The following is a 16032-nucleotide window of genomic DNA, read 5'->3' as shown; positions in this document are numbered from 1 at the left end:
CTCGTGGAGATTGCCGTCAGCTGAGTCGTGACTGCGGTTGTGTTGAATCCGGTCGATGGGGCGGCGCGCATAAAAATGATCCTCCTCAGATGGTGTCTGTTGTTCGGCCTTTGCCCGGCTTTGCCCCTATAGCCCTTTGTCGTGTCGCAAGGAATCAAAAAATGATCGAAATCCCGTGACAGGAGAATCTTGCGGCCCTGAGGGGGCTGATCGGTCATTCAATTATTCATAATTATATCGGGATGTTAGCCGGAACGGGGCCAGGCCGTAGAATAAGAGTGGATTGCTCGGCCGCGGAGGTTTATCTATGTTTTTCCATGGCGCACACTCATGGGCCATTCAAAGGGGGTCGTGATGCGTAACATATGTACTGCTGTCCTGGCCGTGGCATTGCTCGTGGGCGCGGCAAGCGCGGCCCATGCGGCGGTCGTCTCTGCAAACGGCTTCAACTGCACTCAGGAGGCCGCGTCCGGCAACAGGTGGCTCGTGGAGTGCATCGGCCAGTTTCCGGGGGTGACCGGGATATTCGCGGGCACGGGCTACGATATCGTCCACGTCGAGTACAGCCCCGACAACAAGAGGCGCTACTTCTACATGTCGGAGACCGGGTGCCAGATCCTCAATGCGGCCGACAACACCGCGTTGGCCACCGACAAGTCAGGGGCGAAGAAGCAGTTTCCGGCCTTCATGGATGCGATGAGCTGGTGCTACACCAGCGTGCAGCCTGCGCCCGGGGCCGCGACAAAGTAGCGAGAGGCGAACTCACCGCTAAATCCTTTTGAAGCACGGGATCGGAATATCCACATCGACATTGACACCGCAAGCATAATGAGCATATGCTTATTACTGGGAGTGCGCCATGCCGAGGCCGTTCAAATGCAGGAGGGTGGGCTGGACCCCTCAGCACGACTACTTCAAGCCGAGGGGGATCCCTCTGTCCGAGCTGGAGGAGGTCATCCTCCGACTGGACGAGATCGAGGCGATGAGGCTTGCGGACATCGAAGGCCTCTATCACGAGGAGGCCGCGGCAAAGATGAACGTATCGCGCCAGACGTTCGACAGGATCCTTGCCAACGCCCATAAGACAGTGGCCGACGCGCTCATAAACGGCAAGGCGATCCGGGTGGAGGGCGGCAACGTAGTCAATGTCGCGGAGCAGGTGCGGCCCTGGCCCGGCGCCGGCGGTAGAGGTTGCTGCAGGCGAGGACGAGGGTGGCAGAGGAAAGGAGGATGAAACTATGAGAGGAAGGGGAACTGGAGGCAGGGGTGGCGGTGGAGGGGGGCGTGGGAGGATGGGTGGGCCGTTGGCGGCAGGTCCTGCCGGATTCTGTGTATGTCCAAAGTGTGGGCACCGCGAGGTGCATAAACCGGGCGTGCCCTGTATGGAGATGAAATGCCCGAAGTGCGGGACGAATATGGTGAGAGAGATAAACACAGAGGAAGGAGGGTAATTATATGCCAAGAGGAGATGGGACAGGGCCGATGGGTGCAGGGCCGATGACCGGACGCGGTGAGGGGTTTTGCGTTGGTTATGACATGCCCGGCTATACCAATGCCGGGCCCTTGTGTGGCTACGGCAGAGGGGTTCGCCGTGGTCGCGGAATCGGCGGAGGCGGTAGGGGCTGGCGGCACATGTACTATGCCACCGGTCAGCCGGGCTGGATGCGCTTTGGCGGATATCCGGCACCTTACGCGAAGCCGGATCCGGAAGCGGAGAAAAGCTTTCTCAAAGACCAGGCCGATGCTCTGCAGGCGGAGCTGGATTCGATAAAGAAGCGCCTCTCTGAAATCGAAACAGAGTCGACCGCGAAGCAACCGTAATTGCCGGTTGATCGGCACGGTTTTCGTGCGAATGTTTTAAGAATAGGAAGTCTTAAACTTTGAAAGATACGTTCAGCATCATAGCATGTCCCTTGGTGGCGTTGGCGATGGTGTTCACCACGTCGCTGACGTCCGGTTGCGGCAGTGCGCCGAAACGCCATGCCACACTCGACAAAGAGGTGTGCGGCAAGTTCGTGGTGTCCGGTCATGGGCAAAAAAAAGGCGATATCAAGAAGGGTGCGGTGACGTTTGAATGGCCTGTCGAGGGGATCTTCTTCTCAAAGTTCGGGCCTCGCCGAGGGCGCCATCACGACGGCATCGATGTCTCCGCTCCGGCTGGAACGCCGATCAAGGCTGCCGCCGACGGCAAAGTCGTCTTCTCCGGGAGATTCTGCGGATATGGCAACATGATCCTCTTGCGGCATGATAACGGCTATTTCACAGCTTACGCGCATAATCGCGCCAATCTGGTCGATAAAGGCGAGAAGGTGGCGCAGGGCGAGGTCATCGCCGAGGTTGGGCGCACCGGGCGCACGACGGGCAATCATTTGCACTTTGAGGTCAGGCGCGGGCGTAAAGCGATGGACCCTCTTTCATTCTTACCGGTCACAGACGGTGTCTACGTGAAGAAAGGGATGCATGTTGGCGGGGAGCAGTATGCCATATCTTCGTCGAAGCAAGGATCTCAATACGCGAATAAGGATTCCCCGCGGGCACGGAAAAGCAAGAAGAGCGGTAAAGTTGCGAAGGCCGCTGTCGTAAAGATAGCACCCAAGGCCACAGGGAGGAAAAAATGAAGATCGCTTTCACGACGTCTGGAGATGACCTCAACGCCCCGCTGGACAGCCGTTTCGGGCGTGCGCCTAAGTTCCTGGTCTATGATCTGGATAATTCGACCTTCGAGGTGATCGACAACCGGCAGAACCTCAACGCGGCGCAAGGGGCGGGGATCCAGTCGGCGGAAGCCGTGGCTAGACTGGGTGCAAATGCGCTCGTGACAGGGCATTGTGGCCCGAAGGCATTTCGTGTCCTGGTGGCGGCCGGAATCAAAATATACAACACCGATGCGCCGACCGTTGCCACGGCCCTTGATCTCTATCGCGCGGGCAAGCTGGCCGAGGCGAAATCAGCGGATGTGGAGGGCCACTGGTAATGAGCGGCGGAATGAAGGCTTCCCTCGACTGCATCCCGTGCTTTATCCGCCAATCGCTTGACGCGGCGAGGATGGTCTCCGGCGATCCTGCGGTTCACGAGAGGATTTTGCGCGAGGTTCTCGGCTGGTCGAGAGATATTGAGCTCTCCGATCCTCCGCCTGTGCTGGGGCAGCGGATCCACAAGTTCCTGAGGGAGACCTCAGGGGCGGATGACCCGTATCGCGCAGTGAAGGACCGGCTCAACCGCATGGCCATGTCGCTGCTCCCCGGGCTCAGAGATGATGTGGAGTCTTCGCCCGACCCTCTTGCAATGGCTGTGCGCCTGGCTATCGCGGGCAACGTCATAGATATGGGCGCCAGAGACAGCGTGACGGAGGAAGACGTTCGCCGCTCCATTGATGATGCGCTCGCTGGTACCCTCGCGGGCGATTACGATCGCTTCAGGCGTTCAGCCGCCGAATCAAGAAGCATACTCTATCTGGGGGACAACGCGGGCGAGATAGTGTTCGACCACCTCCTCGTCGAGCAGCTCCCGCGGGGCCGCGTGACCTTTGTCGTGCGCGGCTCTCCGGTCATAAACGACGCGACGCTGGCCGATGCGCGGGCGACAGGTCTGGATGAGATCGTGAAGGTCATTGACAACGGCTCGGACGCACCCGGCACATTGCTTGAGCATTGCAGTCCGGAGTTCCGCTGCTGCTTTGACGATGCCGACATGATCATCGCCAAGGGGCAGGGCAACTTCGAGTCGCTCAGCGAAGTGCCGCGAAACATCTTCTTCCTGTTCAAGGTGAAGTGCCCGGTGATCGGAGGGCGCGTGGGCCTTCCCGTTGGCACCAACGTGCTCTTGGCGCAGTCCGATATCCGGCTTCGCAATGACGGTGCTTCGAGGGAGATATCATGACGTCTGAGATCATCCTCCAGCTCAAAAGACATGCACCCTTCACCGCCCTGGGGACGCTGACAGGCATAGCCATCATGCTCGTCATGTCTGCGGTCAATGCGTCACGGGGTGTATCGGAGACTCTTTTCTGGGGTCTGCACCCCCTGCATGTGCTCTTGAGCGCATTCGTAACAGCTGCAATGTACCGTATTCACTCGCCCGGGAAACTCTGGCAGGCCATTTTCATCGGATACGTGGGTTCTGTGGGGATCGCTACGGTGAGCGATTCCCTGATCCCGTTTGTGGGTGAGTGGTTGCTTGGGCTGCCGAACAGGGGTTGGCACATAGGTTTCATCGAGAAGTGGTGGCTGGTCAACCCGATGTCCTTTATCGGTATAGCCATGGCGTACAAATGGTCCGAGACGCGCATCCCGCACGCCGGGCACGTCTTCCTCAGCACGTGGGCATCCCTGTTTCATATGACCATGGCACTGGGCGGCGCGCTGGACCTTTGGACCGTCGCAGTGGCGGCCATCTTCCTGTTCTTGGCCGTCTGGATTCCGTGCTGCACCAGCGACATAGTTTTTCCACTTTTATGGGTTGCAGGAGACAAAGGAGCGGCTGGATGATCCTCGCCATCGCCTCAGGCAAGGGCGGTACCGGCAAGACGACCGTCTCCGTGAACCTGGCGCGGGCGATCGGCTCTGATGTCAGCCTGCTGGACTGCGACGTGGAGGAGCCGAACTGCCACCTGTTTCTCAAAGGGCAATCCATCAGGACAGAGACGGTCGGCATCCCGGTCCCCCAGGTCGACGAATCGCTCTGCACAGGCTGTGGCGAGTGCGGCCGCATCTGCGAGTACAGCGCCATCGTGTCGTTTGGCGCAAAGCCCCTCTTATTTCCGGATATGTGCCATGGCTGCGGGGGCTGCACGAAGGTGTGCCCCACGAAGGCCATCAGCGAAGTCGACAGGCGGATAGGCGTGGTCGAGACGCTGAAGTCCGGGAATATCACCTTGATCCAGGGGCGGCTCGATGTGGGCGTACCCATGGCGCCGCCGCTGATACGCGCGGTCAAGGCGCGTCTGCAGAGAGGCTCGGCCGCGATCCTGGACGCGCCTCCAGGGACATCATGCCCTGTCATTGCAACCATCCGCGAAACTGATTTCGTGGCGTTGGTGACTGAGCCCACGCCTTTCGGCCTGCACGACCTCACTCTTGCCGTCGATATGGTCCACGAGCTCGGCATCTTGTTCGGGGTCGTCATCAACCGCGTCGGTGTGGGCGACGAACGAGTGCACGAGTTCTGCAGGAAAGAGGGTATTCCGATCCTGCTGGAAATTCCGGACGATCGGCGGATCGCCGAGGCCTACTCCCGCGGCGAGCTCGTGGTGGATGCGTTTCCTGAATATCAAGGTCTATTCCAAGAACTGTATTCAAGAGTGAGGAATCTGTCAGGCGGAGGCGATAGATGAGCGACGCCGGATTCAAGTATGTATATGGACCCGTCCCATCGCGGCGGCTGGGCCGTTCGCTTGGTATAGACCTCGTGCCGTTCAAGGTGTGCACCTACGACTGCATCTATTGCCAGCTCGGCCGCACGACCGACAAGACCGTTGTGCGCAGGGAATACGTTCCGATCGATGCCGTTCTGGTTGAGCTGGAGAGGAAGCTGGCGGCTGGCCCGGCGCCGGACTACATCAGCCTTGCGGGCTCCGGCGAGCCCACGCTAAACAGCGGAATCGGCGGGCTGATACGCAGGACCAAGGCCATGACTGATATCCCGGTGGCTGTCTTGACCAACGGTTCGCTCCTGTGGATGCGCGAGGTCCAGGATGAGCTGATGGCTGCCGACCTCGTGCTCCCCTCGCTGGACGCGGGGGATGAAAAACTGTTTCAGCACGTCAACCGTCCGCATGGCGAGATATCCTTTGGCCGGATGGTCGAGGGCATCGCCGAGTTTACGAGGAGGTTCCCGGGCGAGGTCTGGCTCGAGGTATTTCTGCTCGGGGGGATCACGGCCATCCCCGCCGAGGTGGAGAAGATAGCAGCCCTCGTCAAAAAGATAGCGCCGGCCCGCACCCAGCTCAACACCGTCACCCGTCCTCCTGCGGAGGATTTTGCCTTTGCCGTGCCGGGGGAGCAGATGGAAAAGCTCATGAAGCTCATCCCCGGGGTGGTGGAGATCATCAGCGAGTGGGAGGCGGGCGGGGCACAGACATCGCCTGTCGGCAGGGAAAGCGATGAAGAGATACTGGCGCTTCTCGGCAGGCGGCCGTGCACTATCGAGGATATCGCAGGCGGGCTTCGCCTGAACCGGCTGGAGGTTATGAAGCTCATCGACAGCCTCATGAAGGTCGGCGTTGTCGTTTCTGAACGGGTCGGTGAGAAGATCTATTACTCGCGCGCGGAGAGGTCCAAAGGATCATGAAGGAGCTAGTCGTCATCAGCGGCAAGGGGGGGACCGGCAAGACCAGCGTGGCTGCGTCCTTTGCCGTGCTCGCCGATCGTCCCGTCGTCGCGGACTGCGACGTGGATGCGGCCGATCTGCATCTCGTCCTCTCGCCCCGGGTCAAGGAGCGCCACGAGTTCATGAGCGGACGCGAGGCGATCATCAGGCAGGCGGACTGCACCGGTTGCGGCGCGTGCATGGAATGCTGCCGCTTCGATGCCGTGAAGATGAGCGGGGAGTCGTCTGGGGCGAAGAAATATGAGATAGACTCAGTCTCCTGTGAGGGCTGCGGGGTGTGCGTGAGGTTCTGCCCCGAAGGCGCCATAGATTTCCCTGAGCGCCGCTGCGGCGAATGGATGATATCCGATACCCGCTGCGGCCCCATGGTTCACGCCCGTCTGGGCGTTGCAGCCGAAAATTCCGGCAAGCTGGTCTCCACGGTCCGCCGGGAGGCACGCCGGCTTGCCGAGGAGGGGGGGCATCCTCTCATCATCGTGGACGGCCCGCCCGGGATCGGATGCCCTGTGATCGCATCGGTGACCGGTGCGACTGTTGTCCTGATCGTGACCGAGCCTACCGTCTCCGGGGAACACGATCTCGAGCGCGTTCTTTCTCTGACAAGGCATTTCGATATCCCCGCGTTCGTCTGCGTCAACAAGTGGGATATCAACGCACAGATGACGGAGAGGATCGAGCGCAAAGCTTTGCAGGCAGGGGCCCGGGTGGCCGGCCGCATCCGGTACGACCGTTCGGTGACCCTGGCGCAGATCCAGCAGAAGGCTGTGGTGGAAATCGAGGCGCCCTGTGCGGAGGACATAAGGCAGATATGGATGAGTCTGGCGTTATAGGAGGAGGATCGAGATATGGAATGTATAGATGCGGGTGGTTTTACCGATGTTGCGTGCGATCACGCGGCTAATCCGCGGAATCACGGGCCTCTCGATCGTTTCGACGGCCATGCGCGCATCACAGGGCCCTGTGGGGACACCATGGAGTTCTGGTTGACCGTGAAAGACGGCAGGGTGGATAGAGTCTCGTTTGAAACCGATGGATGCGGATCCTCGCTGGCCTGCGGGAGCATGGCTACGAGTCTCGCCGAGGGCAGGCGCATCGAGGAGGCGGCCGTGTTGAATCAGGCGGAGATACTCGAAGCGCTCGGCGGCTGTCCGCCTGAATTCGAGCACTGTGCTCTTCTTGCTGCGAACACCCTGACTGCTGCCTGCACCGATGTTTTAAACCGGGGCCGAAGGCAGGATGAGAGCGAAGAGGAGTTCGCGGAGCGCCAGAGGCTCGAGGCGCGCATGTGTCGTATCCGTCACAAGGTGATCGTACTCTCGGGCAAGGGCGGGGTCGGCAAGAGCACGGTGGCAGTCAATCTCGCCATGTCGCTTGTTCAGTCGGGAAAGCGCGTGGGCCTCCTCGACGTGGATATCCACGGACCGAGCATCCCTACCATGCTGGGCCTCGAGGGCGAGGAGATACATGGTTCCGACGAGGGGATGCTCCCGGTCGAACTCGGCGAGATGAAAGTCATGTCTCTTGGCTTTCTTCTGCAGGGCCATGATGAGGCCGTGATCTGGCGCGGGCCTCGAAAGGCGGGCGTCATCAAACAATTTCTCAAGGATGTGGCCTGGGGAGAACTGGATTACTTGATAATCGATGCACCTCCGGGGACCGGGGACGAACCGCTCTCCGTCTGCCAAATAATAGACAGATTGGACGGTGCGGTGATCGTCACAACTCCGCAGAAGGTGGCTGCGGTGGACGTGCGCAAGTCCATCACGTTTTGTCGGCACCTCAATGTGCCGGTGTTGGGGGTGGTCGAGAACATGAGCGGTTTCGCATGTCCGAAGTGCGGCGAGGTTACCCATATCCTGTGTTCGGGCGGCGGCAGAGAAATGGCCGAGGATATGGGCGTTTTGTTTCTGGGCTCCATACCGATCGACCCGAAGATCGCTGAGGCCTGCGACAACGGCCGTTCGTTCGTGCAATGTCATTCGGATTCGCCTTCCGCGGCGGTCATGCGGGAAGCGGTGAGGATGATCGAAGATGCAATTTCAACGGGCCTCTCAGAGAGGCAAAAAGGAGGATAGGGATATGAGGATTGCCGTTCCAATGGCGGAGGGAAAGCTGTCCATGCATTTCGGCCACTGCGAAAGCTTCGCCCTGCTCGAAGTGGACGCTGCAACTAAGAAGATAGTCAAGAGGGAGGACCTCGACGCGCCCCCGCATCAGCCCGGGCTCCTGCCCCCCTGGCTCGCGGAGAGAGGGGCGAACGTGATCATAGCCGGGGGTATGGGGCAGCGCGCACAGGACCTCTTCGCGGAGCAGGGGATCGAGGTGGTCGTGGGCGCGGCCTGCGAAACGCCGGAGCGGCTCGTGAATGAGTATCTTGCCGGTACGCTCAAGTCCGGCGCGAATCTGTGCGACCACTGATTGGCGCGAGATGACGCTATGCGGATAATCGCACAGCATTCCCTGGAATGCGCGAGTGATCGCGGGAAAGGAACGAATCGATGGTACCGACAAAGTTGTTTTTCACTAAGGGGGTGGGCCGACACAGGGAAAGACTGGCTTCGTTCGAGCTTGCCTTGCGGCGCGCCGGCATCTCGCATTTCAACCTCGTGCGGGTCTCCAGCATCTTTCCGCCCAACTGTCGCATCATCACGCGCGAGCAGGGTGCCCGTTCTCTCGAGAGCGGGGAGATCGTCTACTGCGTCATGGCGGACAACTCCTGCGACGAAGCCGGCAGGCTCGTCGCGGCCTCAATAGGTCTCGCTGTGCCGGCTGACCGCTCGCGATACGGTTACCTGAGCGAACATCACTCGCACGGCACGACGATGAAGAAGATAGGGGACTATGCGGAGGACCTGGCTGCATCGATGCTCGCCACTACTCTGGGGCTTGATGATGAGGAATCCCTGAGCTATGACGAGAAGAAACGGCAATGGCGGATGATGAAGATGATAGTCAGGACGAGCAATGTGACCCAGTCCGCGGTCGGCAAGAACGGCGTATGGACTACCTGCGTCTCCGCGGCGGTCTTCGTCCCCTGAATGGACGTCAGAACGTCATGCAGTCCTGCGCCGTAATTGTTGGTGAAATTTTTTGCTGGAAAAGTGAACGGCTTGTGCCCCACGATTTCGAGCGATGCCCCCCTTCATCAGGAAAGCGCTCGACGTCGGCGATAAACTCGCCTTGCTCGCGAGCGATTCGCGCTATGACCTGGCCTGCTCCTGCGGCACCCGGGAAGACGAGCATCGGCGCCGTGGGAGCGATGACAGGTGGATCTACCCGGCAGCGCTCCCCGACGGCAGGACGACCTATCTCTTCAAGACCCTCCTCTCCAACGCCTGCGTCAACGATTGCAAATACTGCCCGCTTCGGGGCGGGGCCGACGCCCGTCGCTGTTCGCTTAAGCCCGAGGAACTTGCAGATATCTTCCTCTCCTATTTCAAGGTAGGCAAGGTGGGCGGCCTCTTCCTGAGCAGCGCCGTGGAGGGGAGCCCGGACGCAACTATGGAGAAGCTCAATCGCGCAGCACTCCTGCTCCGCAGGCAGCAGTTTCGCGGCTACATCCATCTCAAAATCATCCCCGGCGCCTCCGACGAGGCCATACGTCAGAGCGTCGCGTTGGCCAGCGCGGTCTCGCTCAACATCGAGACGCCGGGCGCGCACAACTTCAAGCACATGTGCGCGACCAAGGACTATGCGCGAGACATCGTCCGGCCGATCAACCTCATCAGCCGGCTCACGGCAAAGGGCTCGCGTTTTGCGCGCGTCAAGCAGACCACGCAATTCGTGGTGGGCGCGTCGAGCGAGACCGACCGCGAGATCATTGACGCGTGCGCTACGCTCTACAAAAAACTCTCCCTCCAGCGCATCTATTTCAGCGCTTATCAGCGCGGCGCAGGCGCGGAGAGTCTACCAGGCGAGCGATCGAACGAGGACAACGCTGCCATGCTGATGCGGGAGCACCGCCTCTATCAGGTGGACTGGCTCCTGAGGAAGTACGGCTTCGAGGCCTCCGAGATTCCGGTGGGCGCTGACGGCCGCCTATCGCTCGCCTTGGACCCCAAGGAGGCCTGGGCAAGGGCGCACCCGGAGTTCTTCCCGGTGAACGTGAACTGCGACGACCGCTCGCGCCTCTTGCGCGTGCCGGGCCTGGGCCAGACTTTCATTTCGCGCATCCTCGCCTTCCGGAGGAATCGCAGCAGGATCTCCTCTCTTGCCGACGTCGCCCGGCCGACCAAGTTGCTCAGAAGGGCGGAGGGGTACGTGACGTTCTGAGGGGTAGGGCGATTACGGCGGGAACCACTCGAACCACTCGTAACGGAGCAAGCTCCATAAAACCGTTCAAATCCAATTAGCTACCCCAAAAAGAAAGGCCCCGAGAATGGGGCCTTTTTTTTGATTGAGCGATCTCTTAGCTTGTCGGTGTATTGGTCTCCGTGCAGGCCGAATTCATCAGGGCTTCGCCGCCGCCCTCTGTTTGGAACTCGAAGATGTTCAAGTCGTCGAAGTTGCACAGAGTGTTCGGGCTATCCTCAATTCCGTCGTCTATGCTCATGGAGCCCGTCATCGTGCCGTCATCGCCGATGCTGAAGTCGCCTTCCATATTGAATATACTGGGTTCGCCCATAAAGGTGGTAGTAGTGTCAAGATTCACGTCGAAGTCGAGCGAACCATCATCGTTTTCGTTCTCCTTTATATAGCCGTCCATTTCGAAGCCGGTCTCGTCGCCTAGCGTGCCGCTGAAATTATCGAAATCTATGCGCCCGCCCTGTCCCTCTCCGGTTTGAGGCGTCACAGTGATGGTGCCGTTGAATAAATACCCGTCGAAGAAGCTGCAGTTGGAGAAAGTGATGGAGTCGTCATCGTTAAACCTCATGCTTCCACCATTGGCACATGATTGGGAGACAGTTTTCACCGACTGCATTTTTTGTGTGGGGGGAGTCGGGGCGAAGCCCAGCACGAGCATCATGACGGTCTGCCCAAGCGCCTTGCTCGTAGTGAATGTCTCCGAGCTTGAACCGGAAACCGAATTGGAATCCGCGTCCGAATCTGTATCCGAGTCCGAACCCGAACCGCCGCACCCGAACAGACCTAATACCGCAATCAGCGTTAATGAAAATATTTTGTTCTTCATGCCGCCCTCTTTTTTTGGACGGATATCGCAATATCGTCAGACAGAGCAAGCAAAAAACATATATATCGAACTGTTGGAGAAAGTGGCAAATCCCACTAGCCACTCTGCTCGCCACGCGCCGTGAGGCGCGTAACCTGGCCTGGGTGTGAGAGTCCTGGAGGTCTCGGAAACAGAAACAGCCCTGCCGATCGGCAGGGCTGTTCTGTATTTACTGTGGGCCCTCCAGGACGCCGGCTCGCGGTATTTTTTGTTGGGCTCGAAGATAGGCGATTATCGATTTTCTATTTTCGAATTTCGAAAATGGCCGAGCCTGGAGGGCCGAGAATCGAATAGTCGAAAGTCGAGAATAGAGGAAAAATGGCCCCGCCTTACGGCGAGGCCATTTTTGTGGGCCCTCCAGGACTCGAACCTGGGACCACCCGGTTATGAGCCGGAGGCTCTGACCAACTGAGCTAAGGGCCCGAACTTGAGGTGGGGCATTTAGCGGAAAGTGGCATGGAAGGCAAGCCCTTACGGCCTTGATCACGCCTTTTCTCCCTGAAAAGGGGGTTTTTAGGGCAAAACCGCTAATTTATGCGATTGACAAGGGATGCCCCAGGACGTAGAGAAATAAATCCATTTTTGAGCCGGAGCGTTGATGACAGCCCCATTTGAAGCCCAGCTTTCACTCCTCAAGGAACTGCAGGAGATAGACTTAAATTCCCACAAGATCAAACAGACGCTGGCTTCTCTGCCCGGGAAGATTGCGGCTGAGCAGTCGGCCTACGATGATGTGCGCGGCAGGCTGGACGGCCTGAAGGCCGACAAGGCCGCAGTCGAGCACACACGCCGCACGGACGAGACGGAGCTGGCCGCATCGGTCGAGCATCTGAGGGAGCGCGAGACCAAGCTCTACGCCATCAAGACCAACAAGGAGTACCAGGCCGCCATCAAGGAGATCACCGAGGGCAAGCGCCAGAACAGGGAACGGGAAGACCGCGTCCTGGCTGCCATGGAGAGAATCGAGGCCCTGGGGAAAGAAATCGCGCAACTTGAGACGGAGTGCGCCGAAAAAGAAACTGCCCTCAGCAAGGGGCGCGATGTCGTGGCGGCTGAAGAGTCGCAGCTCAAATTGGAACTCGAGCGCGAATCGTCGCGAAGGCCGGAGCTGGTCGCCAGCATTGAGAGGGACACGCTGAGGAAATATGACTTCGTGCGCAGGCGTTATACGGATGCGCTGGTGGGATTGGTCGACGGAGTCTGCATCGGCTGTTCGAGAAAGGTGCCGCCGCAGCTCTACAACGAGATGCTGAGAAGGGAAGGTTTCAAGGCATGTCCGAGCTGCCAGCGCCTGATCTATGTGGATGTGAAAGCGCCGGCCGAGAAGACCGAGGGAGGGGAGAAATGAGCGAGTTCGCAACCATGTCAAAGAGGATGCAGGCGGAGATCGTTCATTTCATAGCGGAGAACGAGAAGCTCGCCTCCGTCGAGGCGCATCTCGCGGGCTCCTTCACCGTCGCCGAGATCAGGGCGGCCCTCAGGGACGTCGCATGCAGGCTGAAGAACGAGGCCGCAGCCGAGGGGGAATCCGATTCGCACGAGGTCTGCCTCGAGACCGAGATCTCCCCGCAGACGAAGCAAATCATCTCCTCGTTGCACCAATCCGACAAAGAGAAGCTGCTCGCCGCGTTCGGGCTCACATCAAAGTAGGCGGTCCTCCGTGCCCAGAATAACCATCCATTCAGACGGCGCTGCGCGCGGTAATCCCGGACCTGCCGGGGCAGGCGCAATCCTGCGCGACGAAAAAGGTTCGGTGCTGGCCGAGCTCTTCGAATATCTGGGCGAGATGACCAACAACCAGGCCGAGTACAGCGCCCTGATCATGGCGCTCTCTGAGGCGAAGAGGCTCGGGGCCACCGATCTCGCGATCTACGCGGACTCGGAGCTCATGGTGAGGCAGATCAAGGGCGAGTACAAGGTGAAGAACGAGGGGCTGAAGCCGCTCTTCGGGGAGGCTGTGAAGGCCTTGCGGACGATCAAACATTATACTATAGAGCATCTGCCGCGCGAGAAAAACAAAGAGGCGGACAAACTTGCGAACAGGGCGATAGACGAGAAATACGATCTTTGAAAAGATGGCGCAGGTCGGACGGCCGCTCCGCCTTTACGGCGGGGAGGAAAGTCCGGGCTCCGAAGGATGCCATGCTGGGCATAGCCCAGGTCCCGGCCATTTATGGAGATGACGGGGACGGAAAGTGCCACAGAAAACAAACCGCCTTGACGAAAGTTGAGGCAAGGGTGAAACGGCGGGGTAAGAGCCCACCGCGCTCCTGGCGACAGGGGCGGCACGGCAAACCCCATGGGGAGCAAGGCCAAGCAGCCATCCAGGGGCCGTATGGCCCTCGAGGGTGATCCGCCCAAGGCTTAATATATGAGGCGGGATGGCGGGTAGGTCGCTAGAGGCGGTTGGCAACAGCCGTCCCAGATGAATGGCCGTTACCCTGTAAAGGGAACAGAACCCGGCTTACAGACCTGCGCATCTCCTTAATAAAGCGCTCCCCGTTCTGATCCGATCCCGGCTTCGCAAAGGCATGGATTCGGGTCCGGGCGGGGGGCCTTGTTTTATGACGCAACTTTTCCGACGCCTCGATCGATAAGGTAATGGATGCAGATTTATCTGGACAGCATGCTCTCGGAGGAGCCCACCCAGGTGACCTCGCGCAGCTTCAGGGGACACGTCCCGGAGCGCGGCGGGGCCGATCTTGCGGCGGGCGTGGTGCGTCCGCTTCACAGCGTCCTGCCCAAGTCCAAGGAGAAACCGGCCGCGCGCATAGGCGCGATGCTCCTGTCTCTGCGCAAGGGCAGGCGCAACGACAGGATAATAGCAGCACGGGAGCTGGGCGATCTGGCGATATCCGAAAACTTGAAGATGCCGGAGGCGGTCGTGCCCCTGTGCGTCTCTCTGTCTGAAGACAAGGACCCGGTGGTGAGGCAGGAGGCCGCGTGGTCGCTCTGGAAATTGGGCGATCCCCGTGCCCACGCCTCGCTCATCAAGGCGCTCCTGCACGACAGCTCCGCCCGAGTGAGGGAGAGGGCTGCGCGCGCACTGGGGCTTCTCGGCGCAAAAGAGGCCTTGCCCGCGATGCTGGACCTTCTCACCCTGGAGAGGCATATCCCGGCGAGGCTCAGGGCCGGCATCGCCTGCGCGATGGGGTTCTTCGCCGGCGAGGGCGTGCTGAAGCACATCGAGGAGGCCTCGCGCGACGCGGAACCGTACGTGCGCTACGAGGCGGTGCGCTCGCTCGGCAGATTCCTCGTAGGTTTTTCTCAGGAGATCTCGCTCCGCGTCTTTCAAACCCTGCGCAATTATCTCAAACCCGGCAACGAGCCGTGCGCCACGATCAGGCAGGCTGCGATAAAGGCGCTGCGCTTCGCTGCCGCCGACGAGGCGGGCCAGGCGGTGGCGCGTTCGCTCGCCAAGGATCCGGACGCCGCCGTCCGCGAATCGGCCGCGGATGCGCTCCTGCTATGGAACAGCGCGCAGTCGGAGGGGGCCCTCATCGATGCGCTCTCGGACGATCACTGGCCCGTGCGAAAGGCCGCGGCTCGGACGCTCGCGCGCTTCATAAAACGCCACGGGGTCTACGACAGCGCCCGCATATCAGAATCCCTGCGCAGGATGGAGCGCATGCTGCCCTCTCATTCGTATGAGTGGAGGCTGGCTGCCGACGCATTTGCTTCCCTCTGACCCCCCCTAAATCTGTTGCCCTTCATCGTTGATTTTGCTTAGTTTGCCGGCAAGGAGGCGGTATGACGGATGCACTCATCCTATCATGCGTGCGAAGCCCGATGGCCAAGGCCGGAAAGGGCGCATTCTCCCGCACGCGCATCGACGACATAGCGAGCCAGGTCCTCTGCGCAGCACTCGCGCGCGTACCGGGGCTCGACCCCTCCGCGATCGAGGACGTGCTCATCGGCTGCGCCATGCCCGAGGGCGAGCAGGGCTACAACATCTCGCGCAACATCTCGTTCCTCGCCGGGCTGCCGGAAGGGGCGGCTGCGGTGACGATCAACCGTTTTTGCGCCAGCTCCCTTGAGGCGATAGCGCAGGCTGCGCGCGCGATCCGCTGCGGCGACGGCGAGCTCTTCGTCGCCGGCGGCGTGGAGAGCATGTCACACGTGCCGATCGGCGGGTTCAATCCGAACCTCAACGAAAGGCTCATGCGCAACGGCGTTCCCGAAGCGTACATATCCATGGGGCTCACGGCGGAGAACGTGGCGCGCACCTATGGCGTATCGCGCGAGGAGCAGGATCGCTTCGCGCTCATGAGCCATCGCAAGGCGGTGCTCGCGCAGTCGAAGGGGAAGTTCGATGCTGAGAAGACGCCGGTGTGCGCGCTGTCCGCAGACGGCCGGGAGTTCGAGGTTGCGCAGGACGAGGGGCCGAGGTCCGACACCTCGATAGAAGCGCTCGCCGCACTGCCGCCCGCGTTCCTGGAGGGAGGGAGCGTCACCGCCGGCAACTCCTCGCCCATGACCGACGGCGCGGCCATGACGGTGATCGCCTCCAAGAGGTTCGCTAAGAGGATCGGAGC

20 protein-coding genes, 1 tRNA gene and 1 other RNA gene are annotated in these 16032 nt (G+C 60.2%); 20 read left to right on the top strand and 2 right to left on the bottom strand.

The genetic code is table 11. The features are described 5' to 3' along the window. The first annotated feature begins 354 nt into the window (after positions 1-354). The 14 genes from WC683_15310 to WC683_15245 all read left to right on the top strand — a co-directional run bounded on the left by WC683_15310 (position 355) and on the right by WC683_15245 (position 10599). Positions 355-750: a hypothetical protein gene (locus WC683_15310; GenBank protein MFA4973977.1), complete on the top strand. Its 396-nt coding sequence runs from the start codon at positions 355-357 to the stop codon at positions 748-750. A 109-nt stretch (positions 751-859) separates the two neighbouring features. Next, positions 860-1234: a DUF134 domain-containing protein gene (locus tag WC683_15305; protein ID MFA4973976.1), complete on the top strand. Its 375-nt coding sequence runs from the start codon at positions 860-862 to the stop codon at positions 1232-1234. 221 nt (positions 1235-1455) lie between these two features. Next, positions 1456-1821: a DUF5320 domain-containing protein gene (locus tag WC683_15300; protein MFA4973975.1), complete on the top strand. Its 366-nt coding sequence runs from the start codon at positions 1456-1458 to the stop codon at positions 1819-1821. A gap of 95 nt (positions 1822-1916) precedes the next feature. Further along, positions 1917-2618 carry a M23 family metallopeptidase gene (locus tag WC683_15295; GenBank protein ID MFA4973974.1) on the top strand — a complete coding sequence of 234 codons (702 nt, stop codon included), beginning with the start codon at positions 1917-1919 and terminating at the stop codon, positions 2616-2618. Next, the gene (locus tag WC683_15290) at positions 2615-2974 is read left to right on the top strand and encodes a NifB/NifX family molybdenum-iron cluster-binding protein (protein MFA4973973.1); all 360 of its coding nucleotides are present in this window, start codon (positions 2615-2617) and stop codon (positions 2972-2974) included. The genes WC683_15295 and WC683_15290 overlap by 4 nt, the downstream gene beginning before the upstream one ends. Then, complete coding sequence (locus WC683_15285; GenBank protein MFA4973972.1) at positions 2974-3879, top strand: ARMT1-like domain-containing protein; 906 nt, start codon at positions 2974-2976, stop codon at positions 3877-3879. Before WC683_15290 ends, WC683_15285 begins: the two co-directional genes overlap by 1 nt. Beyond that, a complete protein-coding gene (locus tag WC683_15280; GenBank protein MFA4973971.1) occupies positions 3876-4487 on the top strand; it encodes a hypothetical protein in 612 nt (203 codons plus the stop codon). Before WC683_15285 ends, WC683_15280 begins: the two co-directional genes overlap by 4 nt. Next, positions 4484-5332, top strand: a complete 849-nt coding sequence (locus tag WC683_15275; GenBank protein ID MFA4973970.1) for an ATP-binding protein — start codon at positions 4484-4486, stop codon at positions 5330-5332. The genes WC683_15280 and WC683_15275 overlap by 4 nt, the downstream gene beginning before the upstream one ends. Then, positions 5329-6288, top strand: coding sequence for a radical SAM protein (locus tag WC683_15270; protein ID MFA4973969.1), 960 nt, complete (start codon positions 5329-5331; stop codon positions 6286-6288). The genes WC683_15275 and WC683_15270 overlap by 4 nt, the downstream gene beginning before the upstream one ends. Then, a complete protein-coding gene (locus tag WC683_15265) occupies positions 6285-7157 on the top strand; it encodes an ATP-binding protein (protein MFA4973968.1) in 873 nt (290 codons plus the stop codon). Before WC683_15270 ends, WC683_15265 begins: the two co-directional genes overlap by 4 nt. A 15-nt stretch (positions 7158-7172) precedes the next feature. After that, positions 7173-8402, top strand: a complete 1230-nt coding sequence (locus tag WC683_15260) for a P-loop NTPase (protein ID MFA4973967.1) — start codon at positions 7173-7175, stop codon at positions 8400-8402. A gap of 4 nt (positions 8403-8406) precedes the next feature. Then, a complete protein-coding gene (locus WC683_15255) occupies positions 8407-8745 on the top strand; it encodes a NifB/NifX family molybdenum-iron cluster-binding protein (GenBank protein ID MFA4973966.1) in 339 nt (112 codons plus the stop codon). A gap of 80 nt (positions 8746-8825) precedes the next feature. Beyond that, the gene (locus WC683_15250) at positions 8826-9365 is read left to right on the top strand and encodes an arginine decarboxylase, pyruvoyl-dependent (protein ID MFA4973965.1); all 540 of its coding nucleotides are present in this window, start codon (positions 8826-8828) and stop codon (positions 9363-9365) included. Between the two features lie 94 nt (positions 9366-9459). Then, positions 9460-10599, top strand: a complete 1140-nt coding sequence (locus WC683_15245) for a radical SAM protein (GenBank protein MFA4973964.1) — start codon at positions 9460-9462, stop codon at positions 10597-10599. A gap of 136 nt (positions 10600-10735) precedes the next feature. Here the strand turns inward: WC683_15245 and WC683_15240 are convergent, their stop codons facing one another. Together WC683_15240 and WC683_15235 are read right to left on the bottom strand one after the other, a co-directional pair. After that, complete coding sequence (locus WC683_15240) at positions 10736-11458, bottom strand: hypothetical protein (GenBank protein MFA4973963.1); 723 nt, start codon at positions 11456-11458, stop codon at positions 10736-10738. A gap of 388 nt (positions 11459-11846) precedes the next feature. Continuing rightward, positions 11847-11920 (bottom strand) — tRNA-Ile (locus WC683_15235). A 175-nt stretch (positions 11921-12095) separates the two neighbouring features. Here WC683_15235 and WC683_15230 point away from each other — a divergent pair. From WC683_15230 to WC683_15205, 6 genes are all read left to right on the top strand, one after another. Beyond that, the gene (locus WC683_15230) at positions 12096-12845 is read left to right on the top strand and encodes a hypothetical protein (GenBank protein ID MFA4973962.1); all 750 of its coding nucleotides are present in this window, start codon (positions 12096-12098) and stop codon (positions 12843-12845) included. Next, complete coding sequence (locus tag WC683_15225; GenBank protein ID MFA4973961.1) at positions 12842-13147, top strand: hypothetical protein; 306 nt, start codon at positions 12842-12844, stop codon at positions 13145-13147. The genes WC683_15230 and WC683_15225 overlap by 4 nt, the downstream gene beginning before the upstream one ends. 10 nt (positions 13148-13157) lie before the next feature. After that, positions 13158-13568, top strand: a complete 411-nt coding sequence (locus WC683_15220) for a ribonuclease HI family protein (protein MFA4973960.1) — start codon at positions 13158-13160, stop codon at positions 13566-13568. A 6-nt stretch (positions 13569-13574) separates the two neighbouring features. Then, an RNA gene (rnpB, locus tag WC683_15215) (RNase P RNA component class A) lies at positions 13575-13980 on the top strand. Between the two features lie 122 nt (positions 13981-14102). Further along, positions 14103-15185: a HEAT repeat domain-containing protein gene (locus WC683_15210; GenBank protein ID MFA4973959.1), complete on the top strand. Its 1083-nt coding sequence runs from the start codon at positions 14103-14105 to the stop codon at positions 15183-15185. Between the two features lie 62 nt (positions 15186-15247). Continuing rightward, positions 15248-16032 (top strand): acetyl-CoA C-acyltransferase (locus WC683_15205; GenBank protein ID MFA4973958.1); only part of this gene is annotated, 785 nt, incomplete at its 3' end.

The organism is bacterium, from assembly GCA_041648665.1.
Classification (GTDB): domain Bacteria; phylum UBA10199; class UBA10199; order 2-02-FULL-44-16; family JAAZCA01; genus JAFGMW01.
This window is presented reverse-complemented; position numbering and strand designations above follow the sequence as displayed.

Coding starts and splice junctions, on each gene's coding strand:
- WC683_15310 (MFA4973977.1), top strand. CDS start 355: ATGCGTAACATATGTACTGCTGTCCTGGCCGTGGCATTGCTCGTGGGC.
- WC683_15305 (MFA4973976.1), top strand. CDS start 860: ATGCCGAGGCCGTTCAAATGCAGGAGGGTGGGCTGGACCCCTCAGCAC.
- WC683_15300 (MFA4973975.1), top strand. CDS start 1,456: ATGCCAAGAGGAGATGGGACAGGGCCGATGGGTGCAGGGCCGATGACC.
- WC683_15290 (MFA4973973.1), top strand. CDS start 2,615: ATGAAGATCGCTTTCACGACGTCTGGAGATGACCTCAACGCCCCGCTG.
- WC683_15285 (MFA4973972.1), top strand. CDS start 2,974: ATGAGCGGCGGAATGAAGGCTTCCCTCGACTGCATCCCGTGCTTTATC.
- WC683_15280 (MFA4973971.1), top strand. CDS start 3,876: ATGACGTCTGAGATCATCCTCCAGCTCAAAAGACATGCACCCTTCACC.
- WC683_15275 (MFA4973970.1), top strand. CDS start 4,484: ATGATCCTCGCCATCGCCTCAGGCAAGGGCGGTACCGGCAAGACGACC.
- WC683_15270 (MFA4973969.1), top strand. CDS start 5,329: ATGAGCGACGCCGGATTCAAGTATGTATATGGACCCGTCCCATCGCGG.
- WC683_15265 (MFA4973968.1), top strand. CDS start 6,285: ATGAAGGAGCTAGTCGTCATCAGCGGCAAGGGGGGGACCGGCAAGACC.
- WC683_15260 (MFA4973967.1), top strand. CDS start 7,173: ATGGAATGTATAGATGCGGGTGGTTTTACCGATGTTGCGTGCGATCAC.
- WC683_15255 (MFA4973966.1), top strand. CDS start 8,407: ATGAGGATTGCCGTTCCAATGGCGGAGGGAAAGCTGTCCATGCATTTC.
- WC683_15250 (MFA4973965.1), top strand. CDS start 8,826: ATGGTACCGACAAAGTTGTTTTTCACTAAGGGGGTGGGCCGACACAGG.
- WC683_15245 (MFA4973964.1), top strand. CDS start 9,460: ATGCCCCCCTTCATCAGGAAAGCGCTCGACGTCGGCGATAAACTCGCC.
- WC683_15240 (MFA4973963.1), bottom strand. CDS start 11,458: ATGAAGAACAAAATATTTTCATTAACGCTGATTGCGGTATTAGGTCTG.
- WC683_15230 (MFA4973962.1), top strand. CDS start 12,096: ATGACAGCCCCATTTGAAGCCCAGCTTTCACTCCTCAAGGAACTGCAG.
- WC683_15225 (MFA4973961.1), top strand. CDS start 12,842: ATGAGCGAGTTCGCAACCATGTCAAAGAGGATGCAGGCGGAGATCGTT.
- WC683_15210 (MFA4973959.1), top strand. CDS start 14,103: ATGCAGATTTATCTGGACAGCATGCTCTCGGAGGAGCCCACCCAGGTG.